Genomic DNA, 18,386 nt, shown 5'->3' on the forward strand with positions numbered 1-18,386 from the left:
CCGCCGTTCACGTCCCGCCCTCCGGACCCGCCGCTCATCGGACGTCTCCCTGTGCCAGGTTCCGCACCCAGCTGACGTGCCGGTGCACGGCGTCGGTGGCCGCCGCCGCGTCCCCGGCGCGCAGCGCTTCCAGGATCTCGCCGTGTTCCGCGATGTTCTTCGCGATCCGGTCCGGGTTGGCGTGCATCACGGCGACGCCCATCCGCAGCTGCCGGTCCCGCAGCTGCTCGTACAGCCGGTCCAGGATCTGGTTGCCCGCGCTGCGCACGATCGCCGCGTGGAAGCAGCGGTCGGCGACGGACACGGCGGCGAGGTCGCCGGCCGCGGCCAGCTCCTTCATCTTCGCGAGCTGCTCCTCCAACTCGGCGAGGAGCGCCGGGCCGGCCGGCACGGCCTTGCGCGCCGCGTGCTCCTCGACCAGCAGCCGGGTCTCCACGACGTCCGCGATCTCCTGGGCGGAGACCGGCAGGACCATGGCGCCCTTCTTCGGGTAGAGCTTCATCAGCCCCTCGACCTCAAGGCGCAGCAGGGCCTCCCGCACGGGCGTGCGCGACACGCCGACGGCCTCGGCCAGCTCGCCTTCGGTGAGCAGCATGCCGCCTTCGTAGCGCCGCTCCAGTACGGCTTGCTTGACGTAGGCGTAGACGCGCTCGGCGGCGGGCGGGGTCTTGGCGGGCGTCGTCGTGGTGGCGGCGCCGGTGGCGGCTGTGGTGCGTGGTGAGTCCGGGGCAGAGGTGACCGGAGCGGCTGCTGATGGCATGTGCACAGCATAGATACAACACGTATGCGTCAGTCAGGGCGGTCCGGGATGCGGACGGGAGCGGGGTGGGGCGCATGGGGCGCGAGGTGGGGGCGCGGGGTGGGGCGCGGGCTGCTGTCGCCCCCGGCCCGGCGCCCCCGGATCCGGTGTCTTCCGGGCCCGGTGCCCCCGGCCGCTCAGTGCTGGTGGGCCGACAGCTCCTCGGTGCGGTCCAGCGCGTACGCCCAGATCAGGTGCCGTACGCGCGGCGCGCTGCCCGGCTTGATCAGGCTGCGGGCCCGCGCTTCGAGCTCTTGGTCCTCCTTGGTCCCGCGCTCCAGGTGCTGGCGCAGGTGCTCCCGCTCGGAGACGACGGTGAACGTCTCCAGGAAGACCGTCGGATCGTCCATGTCCTCGAACAGGCCCCACAGGGTCGCCCCGGTCCGCCGCCTGGCCTGGCCGACCGGCCGCATGGCCCGGATGAACGCCTCCGCATCGGCCCGGTCCACCCGCCACTCGACGATGACCAGCACCGGGCCGATGTTGCGGCCCGGCGTCTGCATGCTCTCCGCCTCGGGCCAGTGCTGCACGTGCTCCATGTCGATCCGGCCCGCCGGCATCGGCATCAGCCGCGTGCCCACGGCCGTCGCCAGGACCAGCCCGATACCCGCGATCACGAACGCGGCCTGTACGCCGAACCAGTCGGCCACCAGGCCCCAGCCCACCCCGCCCAGCGCCTGGCCGCCCATGAAGACCAGCTGGTAGTAGGCGAGCGCGCGGGTGCGTGCCCAGACGGGCAGCAGGATCTGCGCCGAGGCCGACAGGGTCGACAGCACCGCCACCCAGGCCAGGCCCGAGACGATCAGCGCGGCCGCCGCGACGACCGGCGACGACACCAGGCCGATCACGGCCATGGTGGCCGCGTACAGCACCATGGCGACGCTCACCAGGCCGTTCGTCGTCGTACGGGACCGGATCGCCGGCAGCGCGAGGGCTCCCGCCACGGCGCCCACGCCGACACAGCCCAGCAGCAGTCCGTAACCCCCGGCGCTCATCCCCAGCGGACCGCGGGCGATCGCCGGGAGCAGCGCCCACAGCCCGCCCGCGAAGAGCATGAACAGCCCCGAGCGGCCGAGGACCGCCCCGAACTGGGGCGCCCTGCGTACGTAACGGGCGCCCGCGCGGATCGCGCCGCGCACGTGCTCCGAGCCCAGCGGCCGGTGCGTGGCGGGCCGCCGCCACGCGTAGAGCACGATCATGACGCCCAGGAAGGACAGCGCGTTGATCCCGAAGGTGGCGGCGGGGCCGGCGGCGGAGATGAGCAGGCCGCCGATGGCCGGGCCCGCGGCCCGCGCGACGTTGCCGTTGGCACTGTTGAGCAGCGCCGCCTGGTGGATCTCGTCCTTGCTGACCAGCTCGGGCTGGATGGCCTGGAAGGAGGAGATGCAGAATGCCTCGCCGACACCCATCAGCGCGGTCAGGCCGAGCAGCAGGGCCGGGGTCACCGCGTCGGCGCCCGTGACCAGGGCGAGGCCGGCCGCGCCGAGGAACATCAGCAGCTGGCCGCCGAGGAGCAGGCGCCGCTGGTCGAGGATGTCGCCCAGCGCGCCGGCGGGCACCACCAGCGCGAAGACCGGCAGGGTGGTGGCCGTCTGGACGAGGGCCACCTCCAGCGCTCCGCCGCCGAGGTCGCCCATCAGCCACTGGGCGCCGACCGTCTGCATCCAGGTGCCCATGTTGGCCGCGAGCTGGGCGGTCCACAGGGCACGGAACATCCGGCGGCGCATCGGGGCCCACGCCGACGGTTCCGGAAGAGCCGCCTCCGGGGGAGTTTCGTCCGCAGGCGGCTCGTCCAGCGTGGGTGGCTGATTCACCGGAACGCTCTCCTCGCCGTGGCAACCGACCGCTGTGTCCCTGTGTCCGTACCCACAACGGCCACATATGTCCCGAGATTCACCGGTCTGGGAGAGGGGTGGGGGGAGAGGGCCGGGGTCAGGAGCGGGGGCGTACCGCCCACTACCGGGCCCGCTGCCGGGCCTGTCATGCCTCCATACGGGGATCGGCCCGGCGGCTCGCGCCGCTGTGGACGGCCGAGGGAGGCAGCCGGGTGCCGACGCTGCGGTACCGGACCGGCAGGTCGTGCATCTGCTCGGGGCTGAGGCAGTTCTTGCCGTCGATGACCAGGCGCGGTTCGTCGAGCAGGGCGGCCAGCCCCCGCCAGTCCGCCTCGATCGCCTGCGGCCATTCGGTCAGCACGACGGCGGCGTGCGCCCCCTCGACCGCGTCGGGCAGGCTCGCGGCCGCGCGGGCGCCGGGGAAGAGTCCCGCGGTGGTGCCGGTGTCGGTGCCGGGGTCCCACACCCGGACCCGGGCCCCCTGGCCGAGCAGCGCGGGGACCACCGTACGACTGGGGGCGGCGCGCAGGTCGTCGCTCCAGGGTTCGTACCGCACGCCGAGCACGGCGATCTCCGCGTCGGCCAGGCCGTCGGCCAGGTCGTCGCCCGGCCCGTCCCCGAGCCCGGCGCCCAGTTCGGTGCGCAGGATCTGGATGGCCAGCCCGGCCTGCGCGTCGTTGACGGCGATGGTGGCGCGCAGCAACGGCGTCGCCAGGCCCTCGGTGCCCGCCCAGTGGGCCAGCGCGTTGGTGTCCTTGGGCAGGCAGGAGTCGCCGTACCCCAGGCCCGGCTGGAGGAAGGCGTGGCCGATACGGGGGTCGAAGCCGACGCCCTGCATCACGTGGTCGATGTCGATGTCGGGGCCGCAGCACATCCCGGCCACCTCGTTCGCGAAGCTGATCTTCGTGGCGAGGAAGGCGTTGCTCGCGTACTTGATCATCTCGGCGCCGGAGGGCGTGGTCGCCACCCAGGGCGCCGACACGCCCGCGTACAGCTCCCGCAGCGCCTCCAGCCCGCTCTCGCTCCACGTGCCGGCCACGATCCTGGCGGGCACGGCCCAGTCCTCCAGCGCGCTGCCCTGGTTGAGGAACTCCGGGTTGTACGCGAAGCGTTCGCGCAGCCCGGGGTGCGTCTCGGCGAGCATGGCGCTGGTGCCCGGCGGCACGGTGGATTTCAGCACCACGCACGGCGCGGGCAGCAACCGCAGGACCTCCTCCAACACGGCGTCCACCTGCGTCAGATCGGCCGACCCGTCGGCCGACGGCGGCGTGCCGACGGTGACGAGCACGATGTCGAACGGCGTCCGCCGGTGGCTTTCCGTGACGGAGTCGGTGAAGCGGAGCCTGCCGGTGGCTCCGGCGGCCGTCAGCTGCTCCGGCAGCCCCGGCTCGAACACCGGCGCCCGGCCCTCACGCAGCGCGCGCAACCGGTCCGGATCCTGTTCTATTCCGGTGACCTGATGACCCTGGTGGGTAAGGGCGACCGCTCCGGTCAAGCCCACGTATCCCTGTCCTATGACCGCGACTCGCATCACCAATCAGCCCCTTCGGTCCTGCTGATGTGATGAGCCCGTTACGGGGTTCGCCCCGTTACGAGGCAATTGAACCAAGTCTGCGCGGCACGGTCCGCGGGCGCAGCCGGAGACACCCTCCCCTAGCTCGCCGACGCTGCCCGACCTGCCGATAGACAGTGTCTACGCCACTGGTAGACACTGTCTACGTCTCCTGGTAGACAGTGTCTATGCATCGACAGGACGAGCCGCAGCAAGCAGAAGAGAGCCTCCGCCACCGACTGGTGACCGCCGGAGCCGAACTCGTCGCGAGCGAAGGCGTACAGGCGCTGACCCTCCGTGAGATCGCCCGCCGCGCAGGCGTGTCGCACGGCGCCCCGCGCCGCTACTTCCCGACCCACCTCTCCCTGCTGTCCGCCATCGCCCGGCAGGGATTCGCCGACCTTTCGGACCGGGCCGCCGAAGCGGTCGCCGACGCCTCTGACGCACGCGCCGCCCTACAGGCCCTGTCCCGCACCTACCTCGGCTTCGCCCGCACCCACCCCGGCATGTTCGAGCTGATGTTCCGCCACGACCTGCTGGAGAGCGGCCACCTCGGCCTGAGGGAGACGAGCCTGCCGCTCTTCGGCACCCTCGTGGACCTGATCGCCCAGGTGAGGCCCCGCCCCGCCGCCGAGCCCGCGGTCGTCGCGGGAGCACTGTGGGCGAATCTGCACGGCATCGCCCAACTGAGGGCCTGGGGCAGCCTCCAGCTCGCTACGGGAGTCGACGACGCCGAACCGCTGCTGCGCGCCGCGCTCGACGCGCACCTGGGCCCGGAGCCCCGGTGAGTACGCGCCGGCTCCAGCGCCGCACACTCGTCAGCAGCATCACCGGAGCGGTGATCGTCGCCCTGGACGGCACCGTGCTGACCGTCGCGCAACCCACCGTCCAAGAGGACCTGGACGCCACGTTCGTACAGGTCCAGTGGGCGGGCACGGGCTACCTGATCGCCGTGGCCAGCCTCCTCGTCTTCGCGGGCCGCCTCGGCGACCGCTACGGCCACCGGCGGACCTTCGCCCTGGGCGTGCTCGGCTTCGCCGCCACGTCGGCGGGCATCGGCCTGGCGCCCGACATCCGCTGGGTCATCGGACTCCGCGTAGCACAGGGGGCGTTCGGCGCCCTCCTGCAACCGGCCACCCTCGGCATGCTGCGCGCCGTCTACCCGCGCGACCGGCTCGGAACGCCCATCGCGCTGCGCACCAGCGCCATCGGACTGGCGGTCGCGGCCGGCCCGGTGCTCGGCGGCGCACTCGCCGCCCACCTGGGCTGGCGCGCGGTCTTCTTCCTCAACGTCGCCCCCGCGCTGGCCGCGTGCGCACTGGCACTCGCCGTACGGATACCGGCGCCGCACGACCCGCCGCCCGCCGTACGGCTCGACCTGCCCGGCGCCTGCCTGTTCGCGGTGGCCCTGAGCGGCCTGGTCAACACCCTCGTCGGGGTGCCGGAGGGCGGCTGGACGCCGGTCACCGTGCTCGGCCTGGCCGCCGCCGTGGCGGCCGGCGCCGCCTTCGTACGCCACGAGCGACGCACCGCGAGCCCGCTGATCCCACCGGACGTGCTCCGCTCCCCGGTCGTCGCCCCGGCCCTCGGCATCCTGGTCACCGTGTCGGCGGCCCTGTTCGGCGCGCTGTTCCTCGGCACGTACTACCTCCAGGGCGTGCTGGCGCTCGACCCGTTCCGCAGCGGCCTGGAAACCCTGCCGCTGGCCGCGATGATGATCCTCTGCGCCCCGGCCTCGGCCGCCCTGACGCGCCGCCTCGGCACCCGCCGTACGACCGCGACCGGCGCGGCCCTGGTCGCCCTCGGCGTCCTCCTGATGTCCCGCCTCGACGAGACATCCGGCGCCGTGGCCGTCGGCGGCTGCTTCCTCCTCCTCGGCGCCGGGTTCGGCACCGTGATGGTCACCGCGACGGCCGCGATCGTGCACCAGGCGTCCGTACACACCGCCGGGGTCGCCGGCGGCCTCCAGCAGACCGCGCTGAACATCGGCCCGACGCTGGGCGTCGCCGCGGCGACCATGCTGATGACGGCGTGCACCGGGGGCGGGCCACAGGCGACCGGGCCGTCCTTCGTCTCCGCCATGGGCCCCACCCTGACGGCTCTCGCGGCCGCGGCGGCCGTCGGCGTCCTCCTGGCCCTCCGCCTGCCGAGCCGCCACCCCGCGCCCTGACCATCAGGCCGCGCTGCCCACCACGCCCTGCTCAGCGAGCCAGCCGCGGTACCAGCCGACGGTCTCGCCGATCCCGTCGGGCAGCGGAGTGGGCGCCATGTCGAAGCGCCGCTCGAACGCGTCCGAGACCATCTCCTGCGCCTCGGTGTGCTGGTAGAACAGCTCGGCGTACTCCGCCATGAAGGCGTCGTCGAACGGCCCCCAGGCCCGCGGCTCCGCCAGCACCTCCGTACCGAACGCCACCCCGGCGTGCTCCCGTACGAGGTCCAGCACCTCCCGCACGGTCGGCGCGGCAGCCGTCGGCAGGTGCCAGGCCAGCCCGAACGCGTCCGGCTCCTGGCCGAGCCTGGCCAGGCCGCGGGCGACGTCCCCGATGTGCGTGAAGCTGTGCGGCACGTCCAGGCCGCCGAGGGCCAGGACCGTGCCGCCGGTCAGCGCCGCCGGGAAGACCGCCGCGCCCAGCGTCGAGTTGAGCACCCGCGGCCCGTAGAAGTCGGCCGCACGGGCCAGCACGACCGGCAGCCGGCCCGCCTCGTGAGCCGCCAGGTACGCCGCGTCCAGCTGCGCCCGCATCCGGCCCTTGCGGGAAGTGGCCCGCCACGGGGTGTCCTCGGTCAGCGGCACGCCGCCGGACGGGCCGTACGGGTACAGGGTGTCCATCACCACCAGCCGGGCGCCCACCGCCGCCACGGCGTCCACGATCACCTTCTGGAGCGCTGGCATCACCTCGACCTGGAGCTCGTAGGCGACGTTCACGCAGTGGTAGACCACCTCGGCCCCGGCCACCGCCCGCCGCGCGGCGTCCGGCGACCCGAGGTCGGCGGCCACGGCCTCCGCACCGGGCAGCCGGCTCCGGCCCGCGCGGTCGACGGTCCGCACCCGGTGGCCCTGCCGCAGCAGTTCCTCGGCGAGCGTGGTCCCGGCCGGGCCGGTACCCAGGACGACGTGCAGCGGACGGGACGACGTACCAGCAGACATGCGAACCCCCAGCATTCGAAGTAACGCGGAACACCGCCGCGCGGCGGCGCCTCCTAACACCCCTCACTATAGCTACACCCTCTAACCAAATCTACAGCCGATACCCTGGCTCTCTCAGAAGAGACCCCACCAGCCCTCCGACGGAGCCGCCCTCATGCCGCCAACCACACCCTCGGCACCCACCCCCTCCACACCGCGCGAGCGGTACCGGGCCCAAGTCCAGCAAGAGGTCAAGCAGGCCGCCCTGGCACAGATCGCCGACGGCGGCATCGACGCGCTCAGCATCAACGCCATCGCCAAAACCCTGGGCATGTCGGGCCCCGCCCTCTACAAGTACTTCCGCAACCGCGACGACCTGCTCACGGCCCTTATCAGCGACGGATACGAAGACGCCGCCGAAGCCATCCGCACGGCCGCGCACCGCACCGCCGACCGCTCACCCCGCGACCGCCTCCTCGCCCTCGCCCACGCGTTCCGCGACTGGGCCGTCGCCCAGCCCCACCGCTACCTGCTCCTCGCGGGCACCCCCTCCGCGACGTACGAGGCCCCCGACCACACCGCCGAAAGCGCCCGCGCCGTCCTCGGCCCCTTCATCGCCGTCCTCAGCGCGGGCAGCCCATGGCCGGCCGCCGAGCCCCTGTACGACGAAGTACGCGCCTGGATCGCGTCCACCCCCGAGGTCGCCACCTGGGCCGCCGCCTACGCCCCCGTGGCCGACCCGGTCCCCGCCCTCGCCGCCACCGTGCTCGCCTGGACCCGCACCCACGGCATCGTCAGCCTCGAAGTCCAGGGCAGCTACAAGGGCATGGGCCACGACCCCGCCACCCTCCTCACCCTCGACATCGGCGCCCTCGCCGACGCGGTGGGCCTCCCTTCCAGCACCTGACCCACACGAAAGGGCCCGGCGACGCGCGCCGGGCCCTCCACCTGTCTGTGCGGCAGCCGCTTCCCTACCGCCAAGCGCCCTTCTTACAAGCAGGCTTCACATGCTTGTCCTTGACGTGCAACGCCTCCAACTGCTGCCTGCACAGGTCGAGCGAGTACGCCGAACCCGCACCGTCCTCAGCGGTCGAACACGCGTTGGCGGCCTTGCCGCCGATGGGCACGTTGTAGCCCGCATGCCGCAGATACTGCTGACAGTCCCACGACATCGCCTGCGCCGGACCCGCCACCACAAGCGGCAACGCCCCCGCCACAACCACACCACTAGCCGCCAAAGCCGCCCGCTGAGCCCACTTACTACGCATCACACACTCCTCTCAAAGCCCATCCGTGCCGGGCCCGCCTGCCCGAGATCGCAAGCGGCATGCGTGCCCCACGGTGTACACGAACCCGTCGGCACGCTTCAGCAGCGCGCACCTCGCGAGCCGCCATAGGATGCAAAGGCACGGCACCACCCCGGCCAGCACCCCGGCACGAAGGAGAGGGCAGCGGCATGAGTGCCCAACCCGAAGAACCGCCTGAGGAACTGGTCCCCCGCCCGGACCTGTCCTTTCCCAGCCTGCGTGCCGCGCTCGCCCGGGTCGCTCCCACACGGGTGCCCGAGATGCTGGCCGACCGCGATGTCCAGTTCACCCGGGCCACGGAGACGGGGTCGTTCGAACCGATCAAGGGCTTCCAGCTCAAGTGGGCGACCGTCATCGAAATGAAGCGGCGCCGCGACCTCGACCAACGCATGGAAGCCGCGCAACACCTCGTGCACACCCTCGACCGCACCGCCCCGGAGTGGCGGGCCGCCATGGACGAGATCCGCGACGTGCACAACGAAGCCCGTCGCGCGGTGACCGGTGGCTGAGTGGCGCTGGGAGTACGACCCCACCGCGAACCACGTCATCGGCGGCATCGACGATCTGGGGCTCATCGCCCGAATCGAAGAGACAGCCGACGAACTGGTCCGGGCAGCCGCCGCCCAGTACCTCGACGGCACGCTCTATCAAGGCGCGTCCCCGAAGCTCGGCGAGGAGATCATCGCCGGCGGCATGTTCACCCACCAGGTCGTACCGCGTCACCAGTGCGTCTACATCCTCCAGGTCACCGTGTCACCCTACTGACGTCACCCCGCCGGGAGAACGCGTCACGCGGTGAGCGACCCCGCGCGTATCTGTCCGTCGACCACGGCGGCCCGGAAGGCCAACCACTCGCGGTCGCCGAAGAGCAAGACAGGCCCCGACGGCTGCTTGGAATCCCGCACCGCCACGGCTGCGGGTACGTTGACCGCCACCTCGACGCATTCCGCATGCGGCTCCCCACCGCTGTGGCTGGACTTCACGTACAGAAACTGGCCCACGGCCCTACGTCTCCTTGAGGATGCTCTCGATCAACCGCGTGGAGTTACTTTGTGCCAGCCCCATGTGCGTGATGCGATCGAAAATGGCAAGGTGCTGTGCAGCATCAGTCTCGCTCTCCAACCACAGTGACGTCGAGACGGTATCTGCACGCACCACGTCGAGCGCTCCCGCTTCGGCGAACGAGACCACGCTGAAGGCACTGGTCATGCCAGGGTGAGCACCTGCCGAATACGGCAGGACTTGGATCTCCACGTGAGGCAGCCGGGCCATGTCCAGCAGGTGCTCCAGCTGGCCGCGCATAACAACGCGTCCGCCGACCAGTTGCCTCAGCACATTTTCCTGAACGACAGCCCACACGTGCAGAGGCGCGTCCCCTCCCAGTCGAGCCTGGCGTGCCATCCTCGCTTCTACGAACGCCTCGATCTCCGCCAGGTTGCGCCAAGCGCCATTTCCCACAACCAATGCCCGTGCATAGTCCGGTGTCTGGAGCAGGCCCGGAACTGTCGTCAGCTGCCAGGTCCTCATCGATGTCGCGATGTCCTCCAGCGCGAAGTATTCGGCCTGCGAACGCAAGACCGGATACTGGTTCCACCAACCCTTCGCTTTGCGGCGCTCTCGGTCCAGCCGCGCCAGGCTCAGGAGGGTGTTCACTACTTCGTGGCCATCCTGCCCGTAGAACGCACACAACGCACGAATGTCCGGATCCCTCACCGGGACCCATCCGCGCTCCATCTTCACGATCTTTGTAGCTGTTGCGCTGAGGACTTGGGCGGCCTCTTGTTGCGTCTTGCCCGCCGCGTCACGGAGCAGCAGGAGCTGCCCTCCGAGCCGCCGACCCAACACGGTCGAAGCTCGGTTTCCCTGCTCTGAACGGTTCACCGGAACAGTCTTGCCTGTGCTGCACGCATTCGTCGATGACCTTCACCCTTGCGGGGAATATGTTCCCCGCGACGTCAGTCTCAGAGCCCAAGTTCCCCTACAGTCGTCCCCACTCGCGCTGCTACAGCGCACAGTTGGCCATCCAACGGAGGCGATCAGCCATGCCCGTTCCCCAACTCACGTACGTGGACACGCTCGACTACACGCCCACCGCGCGCAGCGTCTCGCTTGCTCGGCGGCGGGCGGCTCGGCTGGTGGCGGAGTGGGGGCAGGCGGAGGTTGCCGGGGATGCGGCGCTGATCGTTTCGGAGTTGGCTACCAACGCACTGCTGCATGGGTCGCTTAGGGGGCGGCTGTTCAGGGTGCGGCTGGAGATGGAGCCATCCCTGTTGCGGGTCGAGGTGAGTGATCCACGCGGGGAGCGCTTGCCGCGGAAGAGGCGTGGGGTGGTCTCGACGTCGGGGCACGGGCTCGTACTCATCGATGGGCTCGCCGACCGGTGGGGGACGGAGCACCGGACCGTCGGGAAGACCGTGTGGGCCGAGGTGCAGCTAGAGGTGCGCGCCGTTACGCGGGCATGCGGCCCTGCTCGATCAGGCGGTTGACCACCTGCATGTGCGCCGGGGCGCAGCGTTCGCGCGCTTCGTGGCGGTCGAACCAGGCGTACTCCGCGATCTCGCGGCCGGGCACCGGAGCGATGGCCTGCGGGCCGCCGGTGAAGCAGGTCATGTGGAGAGGGCGTCCGGCGTTTACGCCGTGGGCCGTGGCGTGGATGACGAAGGCTTCGCGGAGGTCGTCCGCGGGGACGGTCAGGCCGAGTTCTTCCGACAGCTCGCGGGAGAGCGCCTCGGGGGCGGTTTCGCCCGGTTCGTACTTGCCGCCGGGGAGGTAGAACGTGTCGTTGCCGCGCGTACGGACGCTGAGCAGGCGGCCGTTCTGTAGGTGCAGCCAGCCGACTGAGTGCAGGGGCGCCGGGCGGACGGGGCTGGTGATTGTTTGGCTGGTCACCGGGTCGACGGTAGGGAGGGGGAGGGGAGGAGGCAACTCCATTTGGAGCGCCCGCCCCCGCCGGACGGGCCCCTCGCGGGCTCGGCGATCTGCCGAAGGATGTACCGGGTGTCCGACTTAAGGCGGACGTGAGTCTGTACCTGGCGCGTACGGAATCGGCGATTTTCCGTGGAGTAATGGAAGGGAGGGGCCGGCACCCAGGCTCCGAACCGTACGCAAGGGGAGACCACCATGCAGCCCAGGACGAACGCCGGCCGACGTGCCCGTACCAGCGTCATGGTCGCACTGCTCGTGGCCGCGCTGTGGGGCGGGATCGCGCTGACGAAGGGCGCCGCCCAGGCCGACCACACGGCGCCGGGCGGGCCTGTGGGGCACCTCAGCCGCGCTGTGGAGATCATCCGGGGCTGACGGACGTGTGAATGCGCGAGGGCGGCCCGTGCCGGTTGGCACGGGCCGCCCTTGTGCGGGTTACGCCCAGGTGATCAGGCGCTTGGGGTGTTCCAGGATCGCCGCGGTGTCCGCGAGGACCTTGGAGCCCAGTTCGCCGTCGACCAGGCGGTGGTCGAAGGAGAGCGCCAGGGTGGTGACCTGGCGGGGCTTGACCTTGCCCTTGTGGACCCAGGGCTGGAGCTTGACCGCGCCGAAGGCGAGGATCGCCGACTCCCCGGGGTTGAGGATGGGGGTGCCGGTGTCGACGCCGAAGACGCCGACGTTGGTGATGGTGACCGTGCCGCCGGACATGTCGGCGGGGGAGGTCTTGCCCTCGCGCGCGGTGGACACCAGCTCGCCGAGCGCCTCGGCGAGCTGCGGCAGGGTCTTGGCGTCGGCGTCCTTGATGTTCGGGACGATCAGGCCGCGGGGGGTGGCCGCCGCGATGCCCAGGTTCACGTAGTCCTTGCGGACGATCTCCTGGTTCGTCTCGTCCCAGGCCGCGTTGACGTCGGGGTTGCGCTTGATGGCGACCAGCAGCGCCTTGGCGACGAGCAGGAGCGGGTTGACGCGCAGGCCCGCCATGTCGGTGTCCTGCTTGAGCTCCTGGACGAGCTTCATCGTGCGGGTGACGTCGACGGTGACGAACTCCGTGACGTGCGGCGCGGTGAAGGCGCTGTTGACCATCGCCTGGGCGGTGGCCTTGCGTACGCCCTTGATGGGGATGCGGGTTTCCCGGGGGCGGGGGGCGCCGGAGGCGGCGGGGGCCTCGGTGGCGGCCGGCTGGGGGGCCGGGGCCTCTGCGGCGGGCGCGGGGGCCGCCGCGGCGTGTACGTCCTCGCGGGTGATCACGCCGTCCGGGCCGGTCGGCGTGACCGTGGCCAGGTCGATGCCGAGGTCCTTGGCGAGCTTGCGGACGGGCGGCTTGGCCAGGGGGCGGCCGGGGGCGGGGACGGCAGCCGGGGCGGCGGGCGCCGCGGGGGCCGGGGCCGCCGCGTGGCCGTTCAGCTCCGCCTGTACCGCCGCGGCGGCCGGCTCCTGCGCCGGTACGCCCGGCTGCGGCTTGCGCGCCCTGCGCTTGGTGGACGAGGGGGCCGCGCCGTAGCCGACGAGTACGGCCTGCCGGCCCTGCGGCTCGGCGTCCTCCTCGGCGGCGGCCGGAGCGGTCTCGGCCGCTGCCGGGGCCTCGGCCGGGCCCGCGCCCGGGTCGGTGTCCACCGCGATGATCGAGGTGCCCACGTCGACGGTGGTGCCCTCCTCGAAGTGCACCGCGTGCACCACGCCCTCGTACGGGCTGGGCAGCTCCACGGCGGCCTTGGCGGTCTCCACCTCGCAGATGACCTGCCCGTCGGTGACGGTGTCACCGGGCCGGACGTACCACTTGAGGATCTCGGCCTCGGTGAGCCCCTCGCCCACGTCGGGCATCTTGAACTCGCGGAAGCGCTGCTCGGTTGCAGTCATGGTCACTACTCCTCAAGCCCTTCAGTACGCCAGCGCGCGGTCGACCGCGTCGAGGACCCGGTCCAGACCCGGCAGGTATTCGTCCTCCAGCCGGGACGGCGGGTACGGCGAGTGGTAGCCGCCCACCCGCAGCACCGGCGCCTCCAGGTGGTAGAAACACCGCTCCGTGATGCGGGCGGCGATCTCCGCGCCCGTACCGAGGAAGACCGGCGCCTCGTGGACGACGACCAGCCGGCCGGTCTTCTCCACCGAGTCCTGGACCGCGTCGAAGTCGATCGGGGACAGCGAGCGCAGGTCCAGGACCTCGACCGACTTGCCCTCCTCGGCGGCGACCTTGGCGGCGTCCAGGCAGACCTTGACCATCGGGCCGTACGCGGCGAGCGTCAGGTCCGTGCCGGCCTGCGCCACCCGGGCCTTGTGCAGCGGGTCGGGGATCGCCTCGGTGTCCAGGCGGCCCTTGTCGTGGTAGCGGCGCTTGGGCTCGAAGTAGATCACCGGGTCGTCGCCCTCGATGGCCTGGCGCATCATCCAGTACGCGTCCGAGGCGTTCGAGGGGGAGACCACCTTGAGGCCCGCGACGTGCGCGAAGAGGGTCTCGGGCGACTCGGAGTGGTGCTCGACCGCGCCGATGCCGCCGCCGTACGGGATGCGGATGACGACCGGCGTCTTGATCTTGCCGAGGGCACGGGCGTGCATTTTGGCAAGTTGGGTGACGATCTGGTCGTACGCGGGGAAGACGAAGCCGTCGAACTGGATCTCCACGACGGGGCGGTAGCCGCGCAGCGCCATGCCGATGGCGGTGCCGACGATGCCGGACTCGGCCAGCGGGGTGTCGATGACCCGGTCCTCGCCGAAGTCCTTCTGGAGGCCGTCGGTGACGCGGAATACGCCGCCGAGCTTGCCGACGTCCTCGCCCATGACCAGGACCTTGGAGTCGGCCTCCATGGAGGCGCGCAGCGATTCGTTGATCGCCTTGGACAGCGTGATCTTCTCGAAGACGGTCATGGTCAGTTCTCCTCCGCGTCCGCGAACGATGCCTGGTACGCGGCGAATTGTGCGCGCTCCTCGTCGACGAGCGCGTGCCCGTCGGCGTAGACGTTCTCGAAGATCGCCATCGTGTCGGGGTCCGGCATGGCGCGCACCACCTCGCGCACCCGCTTGCCGAGCGCCTCGCTCTCCTCCTCGATGGCGTCCAGGTACTCCCGGTCGACGAAGCCCTCGGTCTCCAGGTAGGTGCGCAGCCGCAGGATCGGGTCCTTGGCCTCCCACGCCTCGCGCTCCTCCTCCCGGCGGTACTTCGTCGGGTCGTCGGAGGTGGTGTGGGCACCCATCCGGTACGTGAACGCCTCGACGAGCATCGGGCCCTCGCCGGACCTGGCCCGCTCCAGGGCCGCCTTGGTCACGGCCAGGCAGGCCAGGACGTCGTTGCCGTCCACGCGTACGCCGGGGAAGCCGTAGCCGCGGGCGCGCTGGTAGAGCGGCACGCGGGTCTGGCGCTCGGTGGGCTCGGAAATGGCCCACTGGTTGTTCTGGCAGAAGAACACCACGGGGGCGTTGTAGACCGCGGAGAAGGTGAAGGACTCGGCGACGTCGCCCTGGCTGGAGGCGCCGTCACCGAAGTAGGCGATCACCGCCGAGTCGGCGCCGTCCTTCTGGACACCCATCGCGTAGCCGGTCGCGTGCAGCGTCTGCGAGCCGATGACGATGGTGTACAGGTGGAAGTTGTTGCTGTTGGGGTCCCAGCCGCCGTGGTTGACGCCGCGGAACATGCCCAGCAGGTTCGTCGGGTCCACACCGCGGCACCAGGCGACGCCGTGCTCCCGGTAGGTCGGGAAGACGTAGTCGTCGTCGCGCAGCGCCCGTCCCGAGCCGATCTGCGCCGCCTCCTGGCCCAGCAGCGAGGCCCACAGGCCCAGCTCGCCCTGGCGCTGGAGGGTGGTCGCCTCGGCGTCGAAGCGCCGCGTGAGGACCATGTCCCGGTACAGCCCGCGCAGTTCCTCGGGCGTCAGGTCGATCGCGTACTCGGGGTGCTCGACGCGCTTGCCCTCGGGGGTCAGCAGCTGTACGAGCTGGTCCTGCTCCTCGGCCGGTGCCTGGCCGGGGGCCGGGGCCTTCGCCTTGGCGGGCGTCGCCTTTTTGGCGGTGGTGCGCTTGCCGCCACCGCGGGTGTTCTTCCGCGCGGCAGTGCTCTCCACGGTCACGTGCTGCTCCTCCGTCTGTCCGGCCCCCGGGGTCCGCCGGTGGCCGTATTGCGGCTCACCCGGTATCCGTTACGGCGCACGGGGTGTGTGCGGCACGGCGCGGCCCGGGTGGAACAAGGTGCCCCGGCCACGGCCTGCCGGAAGGGGGCGTTGTGCCCTCCTTTCGGAGCCTAGGCGAAAGGGGCCCTGACCTGCGACTTTGCTTGGGGTTCCAAGTATTTTGCTTGGATTTCCGAGCATCGCGCCGATCAGTCGGCAATCCCCTGTTCACAGCGTTGCAGTCCGCCGGGACAACGGCACGTTATATCGGTGACCAGGAGCACGGGAAGAGTTGGTGTGTGAGACTGAGCAGGTGCGCGAAGAAGGAAAAATCACGGTATTCCTGCTCGACGACCACGAGGTGGTGCGCCGCGGCGTCCACGAAATGCTCTCCGTGGAACCGGACATCGAGGTGGTCGGCGAGGCCGGCACTGCCGCAGATGCCCTGGTCAGGATCCTTGCGACGCGCCCGGACGTGGCCGTCCTGGACGTCCGCCTCCCCGACGGCAGCGGGGTGGAGGTCTGCCGCGAGATCCGTTCCCAGGACGACAGCATCGCATGCCTGATGCTCACCTCCTTCGCCGACGACGAGGCCCTTTTCGACGCCATCATGGCGGGCGCGTCGGGCTACGTCCTCAAGGCGATCCGCGGCAACGAGCTGCTGAGCGCCGTACGGGACGTGGCGGCCGGCAAGTCCCTGCTGGACCCGGTGGCCACCGCCCGCGTACTGGAGCGGCTGCGGGACGGCAAAAACCCGCGCGGCGACGACCGGCTGGCCGGCCTGACCGACCAGGAGCGCAAGATCCTGGACCTGATCGGCGAGGGCCTGACCAACCGGGCGATCGGCGAGCGGCTGCACCTCGCGGAAAAGACGATCAAGAATTACGTCTCCAGCCTGCTGTCGAAGCTGGGCATGGAACGCCGCTCCCAGGCGGCCGCCTACGTGGCACGCATGCAGGCCGAGCGGCACTAGCACGGCGCGCACGGGCCCGGCCGTGCGCGGAACTCCCGATTGGGCGAAAGTTCAAGGAATGTAAAAAATTCCGGCGCCCGAATCCGGCCCTGACCTCACAAAAAGCCTCTTACCAGGAAAAACCCTGCCCTTTTCAGGACCAACGTCCCGTTTCCGGTAGGGCGGGGGCCCCTACTTTCCCGCCCGCAGGCACGGCAGGGTGTACGCATGCCCACCGACGACTTCCGCGCCATCGAGCTGCTGAACCGCACTCCCTACGGGCGGGTGTCGGCCAGCCTGCGGGCACTGCCCTTCACCACGATCACGCGGCACATCGTGGCCGACGACGGCCTCCTGCTCCGGCTGCACCGCGGCTACGGCTACCACCGCGCCCTGGACGGCAACGTCGTCGCCTACGAGGCCGACAACGTCAACTCCGGCGCCAGCGACACCTGGTCCGTGCAGTTCACCGGCACCGCACACGCCATCCGGCCCACGGACTGCGAACTGGAACTGTTCGGCCGCACCCCGCGACTGGCCGACGGCGAGCCCTTCGACCCGGTTTTCCTCCGCATCGAAGCGGAGTTTGTCAAGGTGCACTGCCTGTCCGATGTCCCGGTCTTCCGATACGCCCACTTCGCGTGACGCAGTGATCTAACATCTGGCGCGTGCTGCGCTCATCCGATGTCCGGACGGTGACCACGCCCGGCGGACACACCCTCGGCTCCTTGCTGCGCCGCTACGGCGCCGGGGAGCCGTTGTCGTGCGAGCCCGTCGCCGAGGGGCTGCTCAACCACGGCTACCGCCTCACCACCACACACGGCCGCTTCTTCCTCAAGCACCACCTCGACGGCGACCGCGTCGCCATCGCCCGCCAGCACCGCGCCACGCGGCGCCTGGCCGCCCTCGGCCTGCCCGTGGCACCGCCGGTCGCCGGCGCGGACGGGCGCACGGTCACGGTCATCGACGGCCGCTGCTACGCACTGCACCCGTGGATCGAGGGCCGGCACCGCGACGGCGCCGCCCTCACCCACCCCCAGTCCCGGCACCTGGGCACCCTGCTGGGGCAGGTGCACACCGCGCTGGAGCAGGTCATAGCGGACGACACGGGCGGGCCAAGGGCCCCGCACGAGCGCACCGGCGCCGACCCCGCGCGCACCTTCGAGACGATCGACGAACTACTGGCGCTGGCCCGCCGGACGCGGCCGCGCAGCAGCTTCGACGAGCTGGCCGAACACCGCCTGCTGGAACGCCGAACGCTGCTGGAACGGGAGGCACACCGGCGGCCGACGGCCGCTCAGGTACCGGCCACCGGCTGGGTGCACGGCGACTTCCACCCGCTCAACCTGCTCTACCGGGGCGCCGAGCCCGCCGCCATCGTCGACTGGGACCGGCTGGGCGTGCAGCCCCGCGCCGAAGAGGCCGTCCGGGCTGCCGCGATCTTCTTCGTACAGCCAGCGGGCACGCTGGACCTGCCGAAGGTACGGGCCTACGCGGGCGCCTACCGCCGCGCGTGCGGGGCCCCCGCGGCCGAACTGGCCGCCGCCGTACACCGGGTGTGGTGGGAACGGCTCAACGACTTCTGGATGCTGGACTGGCGCTACCGGCTGGGCGACCGCCGGGCCGACCCCCAGTTCCCCGCGGCGGCCGCGCTGGCGGTCTGGTGGACGCGGGAGTACGCGGCGGTGCGGGCGGCCTTCACGGAGTGAGAGCCGCCCCCCCCCCGGGCCCGCCGGGGTTGCGCCCCACACGCCCCCCCCCCCCCCGCCGCCCCCGCCCCCGGGGGCCCCCCCGC

General features: G+C 71.4%; 21 protein-coding genes. 10 read left to right on the forward strand and 11 right to left on the reverse strand.

The window, feature by feature from the left end; genetic code table 11:
• Nucleotides 1-34: 34 nt before the first annotated feature.
• The 3 genes from ACH4OW_RS06630 to ACH4OW_RS06640 form a co-directional block, all read right to left on the reverse strand.
• A complete protein-coding gene (locus tag ACH4OW_RS06630; RefSeq protein WP_398025484.1) occupies nucleotides 35-760 on the reverse strand; it encodes a GntR family transcriptional regulator in 726 nt (241 codons plus the stop codon).
• 176 nt (nucleotides 761-936) lie between these two features.
• Entirely contained in the window at nucleotides 937-2,613 is a 1,677-nt protein-coding gene (locus tag ACH4OW_RS06635; protein ID WP_398025486.1) for an MFS transporter, read from the reverse strand.
• 166 nt (nucleotides 2,614-2,779) lie between these two features.
• Nucleotides 2,780-4,165, reverse strand: a complete 1,386-nt coding sequence (locus tag ACH4OW_RS06640; protein WP_398025488.1) for a UDP-glucose dehydrogenase family protein — start codon at nucleotides 4,163-4,165, stop codon at nucleotides 2,780-2,782.
• A 209-nt stretch (nucleotides 4,166-4,374) separates the two neighbouring features.
• Between ACH4OW_RS06640 and ACH4OW_RS06645 the strand changes: the two genes are divergently transcribed.
• Together ACH4OW_RS06645 and ACH4OW_RS06650 are read left to right on the forward strand one after the other, a co-directional pair.
• Nucleotides 4,375-4,974 carry a TetR/AcrR family transcriptional regulator gene (locus ACH4OW_RS06645; protein ID WP_398025490.1) on the forward strand — a complete coding sequence of 200 codons (600 nt, stop codon included), beginning with the start codon at nucleotides 4,375-4,377 and terminating at the stop codon, nucleotides 4,972-4,974.
• On the forward strand, nucleotides 4,971-6,356 hold the full coding sequence (locus ACH4OW_RS06650; protein WP_398025493.1) for an MFS transporter: 1,386 nt from the start codon (nucleotides 4,971-4,973) through the stop codon (nucleotides 6,354-6,356). Before ACH4OW_RS06645 ends, ACH4OW_RS06650 begins: the two co-directional genes overlap by 4 nt.
• A gap of 3 nt (nucleotides 6,357-6,359) precedes the next feature.
• Here ACH4OW_RS06650 and ACH4OW_RS06655 read toward each other — a convergent pair whose 3' ends face one another.
• A complete protein-coding gene (locus ACH4OW_RS06655; RefSeq protein WP_398025495.1) occupies nucleotides 6,360-7,334 on the reverse strand; it encodes an NAD-dependent epimerase/dehydratase family protein in 975 nt (324 codons plus the stop codon).
• 154 nt (nucleotides 7,335-7,488) lie between these two features.
• Here ACH4OW_RS06655 and ACH4OW_RS06660 point away from each other — a divergent pair, with 154 nt between their 5' ends.
• Nucleotides 7,489-8,220, forward strand: coding sequence for a TetR/AcrR family transcriptional regulator (locus ACH4OW_RS06660; protein ID WP_398025497.1), 732 nt, complete (start codon nucleotides 7,489-7,491; stop codon nucleotides 8,218-8,220).
• A gap of 64 nt (nucleotides 8,221-8,284) precedes the next feature.
• Here the strand turns inward: ACH4OW_RS06660 and ACH4OW_RS06665 are convergent, their stop codons facing one another.
• Nucleotides 8,285-8,581: a hypothetical protein gene (locus tag ACH4OW_RS06665; RefSeq protein ID WP_360136875.1), complete on the reverse strand. Its 297-nt coding sequence runs from the start codon at nucleotides 8,579-8,581 to the stop codon at nucleotides 8,285-8,287.
• Between the two features lie 188 nt (nucleotides 8,582-8,769).
• On the opposite strand from ACH4OW_RS06665, the gene ACH4OW_RS06670 reads away from it, so the two are divergent.
• On the forward strand, nucleotides 8,770-9,129 hold the full coding sequence (locus tag ACH4OW_RS06670) for a hypothetical protein (protein WP_398025500.1): 360 nt from the start codon (nucleotides 8,770-8,772) through the stop codon (nucleotides 9,127-9,129).
• Nucleotides 9,122-9,385 carry a hypothetical protein gene (locus ACH4OW_RS06675; RefSeq protein WP_398025502.1) on the forward strand — a complete coding sequence of 88 codons (264 nt, stop codon included), beginning with the start codon at nucleotides 9,122-9,124 and terminating at the stop codon, nucleotides 9,383-9,385. Before ACH4OW_RS06670 ends, ACH4OW_RS06675 begins: the two co-directional genes overlap by 8 nt.
• 23 nt (nucleotides 9,386-9,408) lie before the next feature.
• Here the strand turns inward: ACH4OW_RS06675 and ACH4OW_RS06680 are convergent, their stop codons facing one another.
• Both ACH4OW_RS06680 and ACH4OW_RS06685 read right to left on the reverse strand, forming a co-directional pair.
• Nucleotides 9,409-9,621: a DUF397 domain-containing protein gene (locus ACH4OW_RS06680; RefSeq protein ID WP_398025504.1), complete on the reverse strand. Its 213-nt coding sequence runs from the start codon at nucleotides 9,619-9,621 to the stop codon at nucleotides 9,409-9,411.
• Nucleotides 9,622-9,625: 4 nt separating this feature from the next.
• Nucleotides 9,626-10,501: a helix-turn-helix domain-containing protein gene (locus ACH4OW_RS06685; RefSeq protein ID WP_398025506.1), complete on the reverse strand. Its 876-nt coding sequence runs from the start codon at nucleotides 10,499-10,501 to the stop codon at nucleotides 9,626-9,628.
• A 161-nt stretch (nucleotides 10,502-10,662) separates the two neighbouring features.
• On the opposite strand from ACH4OW_RS06685, the gene ACH4OW_RS06690 reads away from it, so the two are divergent.
• On the forward strand, nucleotides 10,663-11,106 hold the full coding sequence (locus ACH4OW_RS06690) for an ATP-binding protein (protein WP_398025508.1): 444 nt from the start codon (nucleotides 10,663-10,665) through the stop codon (nucleotides 11,104-11,106).
• On the opposite strand, the gene ACH4OW_RS06695 is transcribed toward ACH4OW_RS06690, so the two are convergent.
• Nucleotides 11,069-11,509, reverse strand: a complete 441-nt coding sequence (locus ACH4OW_RS06695) for an NUDIX domain-containing protein (protein ID WP_398025510.1) — start codon at nucleotides 11,507-11,509, stop codon at nucleotides 11,069-11,071. The two genes, ACH4OW_RS06690 and ACH4OW_RS06695, sit on opposite strands and share 38 nt — an antisense overlap.
• Nucleotides 11,510-11,740: 231 nt before the next feature.
• On the opposite strand from ACH4OW_RS06695, the gene ACH4OW_RS06700 reads away from it, so the two are divergent.
• Nucleotides 11,741-11,917, forward strand: coding sequence for a hypothetical protein (locus ACH4OW_RS06700; RefSeq protein ID WP_360125507.1), 177 nt, complete (start codon nucleotides 11,741-11,743; stop codon nucleotides 11,915-11,917).
• A gap of 60 nt (nucleotides 11,918-11,977) precedes the next feature.
• Here the strand turns inward: ACH4OW_RS06700 and ACH4OW_RS06705 are convergent, their stop codons facing one another.
• From ACH4OW_RS06705 to pdhA, 3 genes are read right to left on the reverse strand one after another with little or no spacing between them, the layout of a single operon-like run.
• A complete protein-coding gene (locus tag ACH4OW_RS06705) occupies nucleotides 11,978-13,399 on the reverse strand; it encodes a dihydrolipoamide acetyltransferase family protein (protein WP_398025512.1) in 1,422 nt (473 codons plus the stop codon).
• A gap of 21 nt (nucleotides 13,400-13,420) precedes the next feature.
• Nucleotides 13,421-14,404 carry an alpha-ketoacid dehydrogenase subunit beta gene (locus tag ACH4OW_RS06710; RefSeq protein ID WP_360125503.1) on the reverse strand — a complete coding sequence of 328 codons (984 nt, stop codon included), beginning with the start codon at nucleotides 14,402-14,404 and terminating at the stop codon, nucleotides 13,421-13,423.
• Nucleotides 14,405-14,406: 2 nt separating this feature from the next.
• The gene (gene pdhA, locus ACH4OW_RS06715) at nucleotides 14,407-15,600 is read right to left on the reverse strand and encodes a pyruvate dehydrogenase (acetyl-transferring) E1 component subunit alpha (RefSeq protein ID WP_360125501.1); all 1,194 of its coding nucleotides are present in this window, start codon (nucleotides 15,598-15,600) and stop codon (nucleotides 14,407-14,409) included.
• A gap of 352 nt (nucleotides 15,601-15,952) precedes the next feature.
• Between pdhA and ACH4OW_RS06720 the strand changes: the two genes are divergently transcribed.
• The 3 genes from ACH4OW_RS06720 to ACH4OW_RS06730 all read left to right on the forward strand — a co-directional run bounded on the left by ACH4OW_RS06720 (nucleotide 15,953) and on the right by ACH4OW_RS06730 (nucleotide 18,300).
• A complete protein-coding gene (locus ACH4OW_RS06720; RefSeq protein WP_360125499.1) occupies nucleotides 15,953-16,612 on the forward strand; it encodes a response regulator transcription factor in 660 nt (219 codons plus the stop codon).
• Between the two features lie 207 nt (nucleotides 16,613-16,819).
• Nucleotides 16,820-17,236: a pyridoxamine 5'-phosphate oxidase family protein gene (locus tag ACH4OW_RS06725; RefSeq protein WP_360125497.1), complete on the forward strand. Its 417-nt coding sequence runs from the start codon at nucleotides 16,820-16,822 to the stop codon at nucleotides 17,234-17,236.
• A gap of 23 nt (nucleotides 17,237-17,259) precedes the next feature.
• Entirely contained in the window at nucleotides 17,260-18,300 is a 1,041-nt protein-coding gene (locus ACH4OW_RS06730) for a phosphotransferase (RefSeq protein ID WP_398025515.1), read from the forward strand.
• Nucleotides 18,301-18,386 lie beyond the last annotated feature (86 nt).

It is taken from the genome of Streptomyces sp. NPDC017056 (assembly GCF_044332485.1).
Taxonomy (GTDB): domain Bacteria; phylum Actinomycetota; class Actinomycetes; order Streptomycetales; family Streptomycetaceae; genus Streptomyces.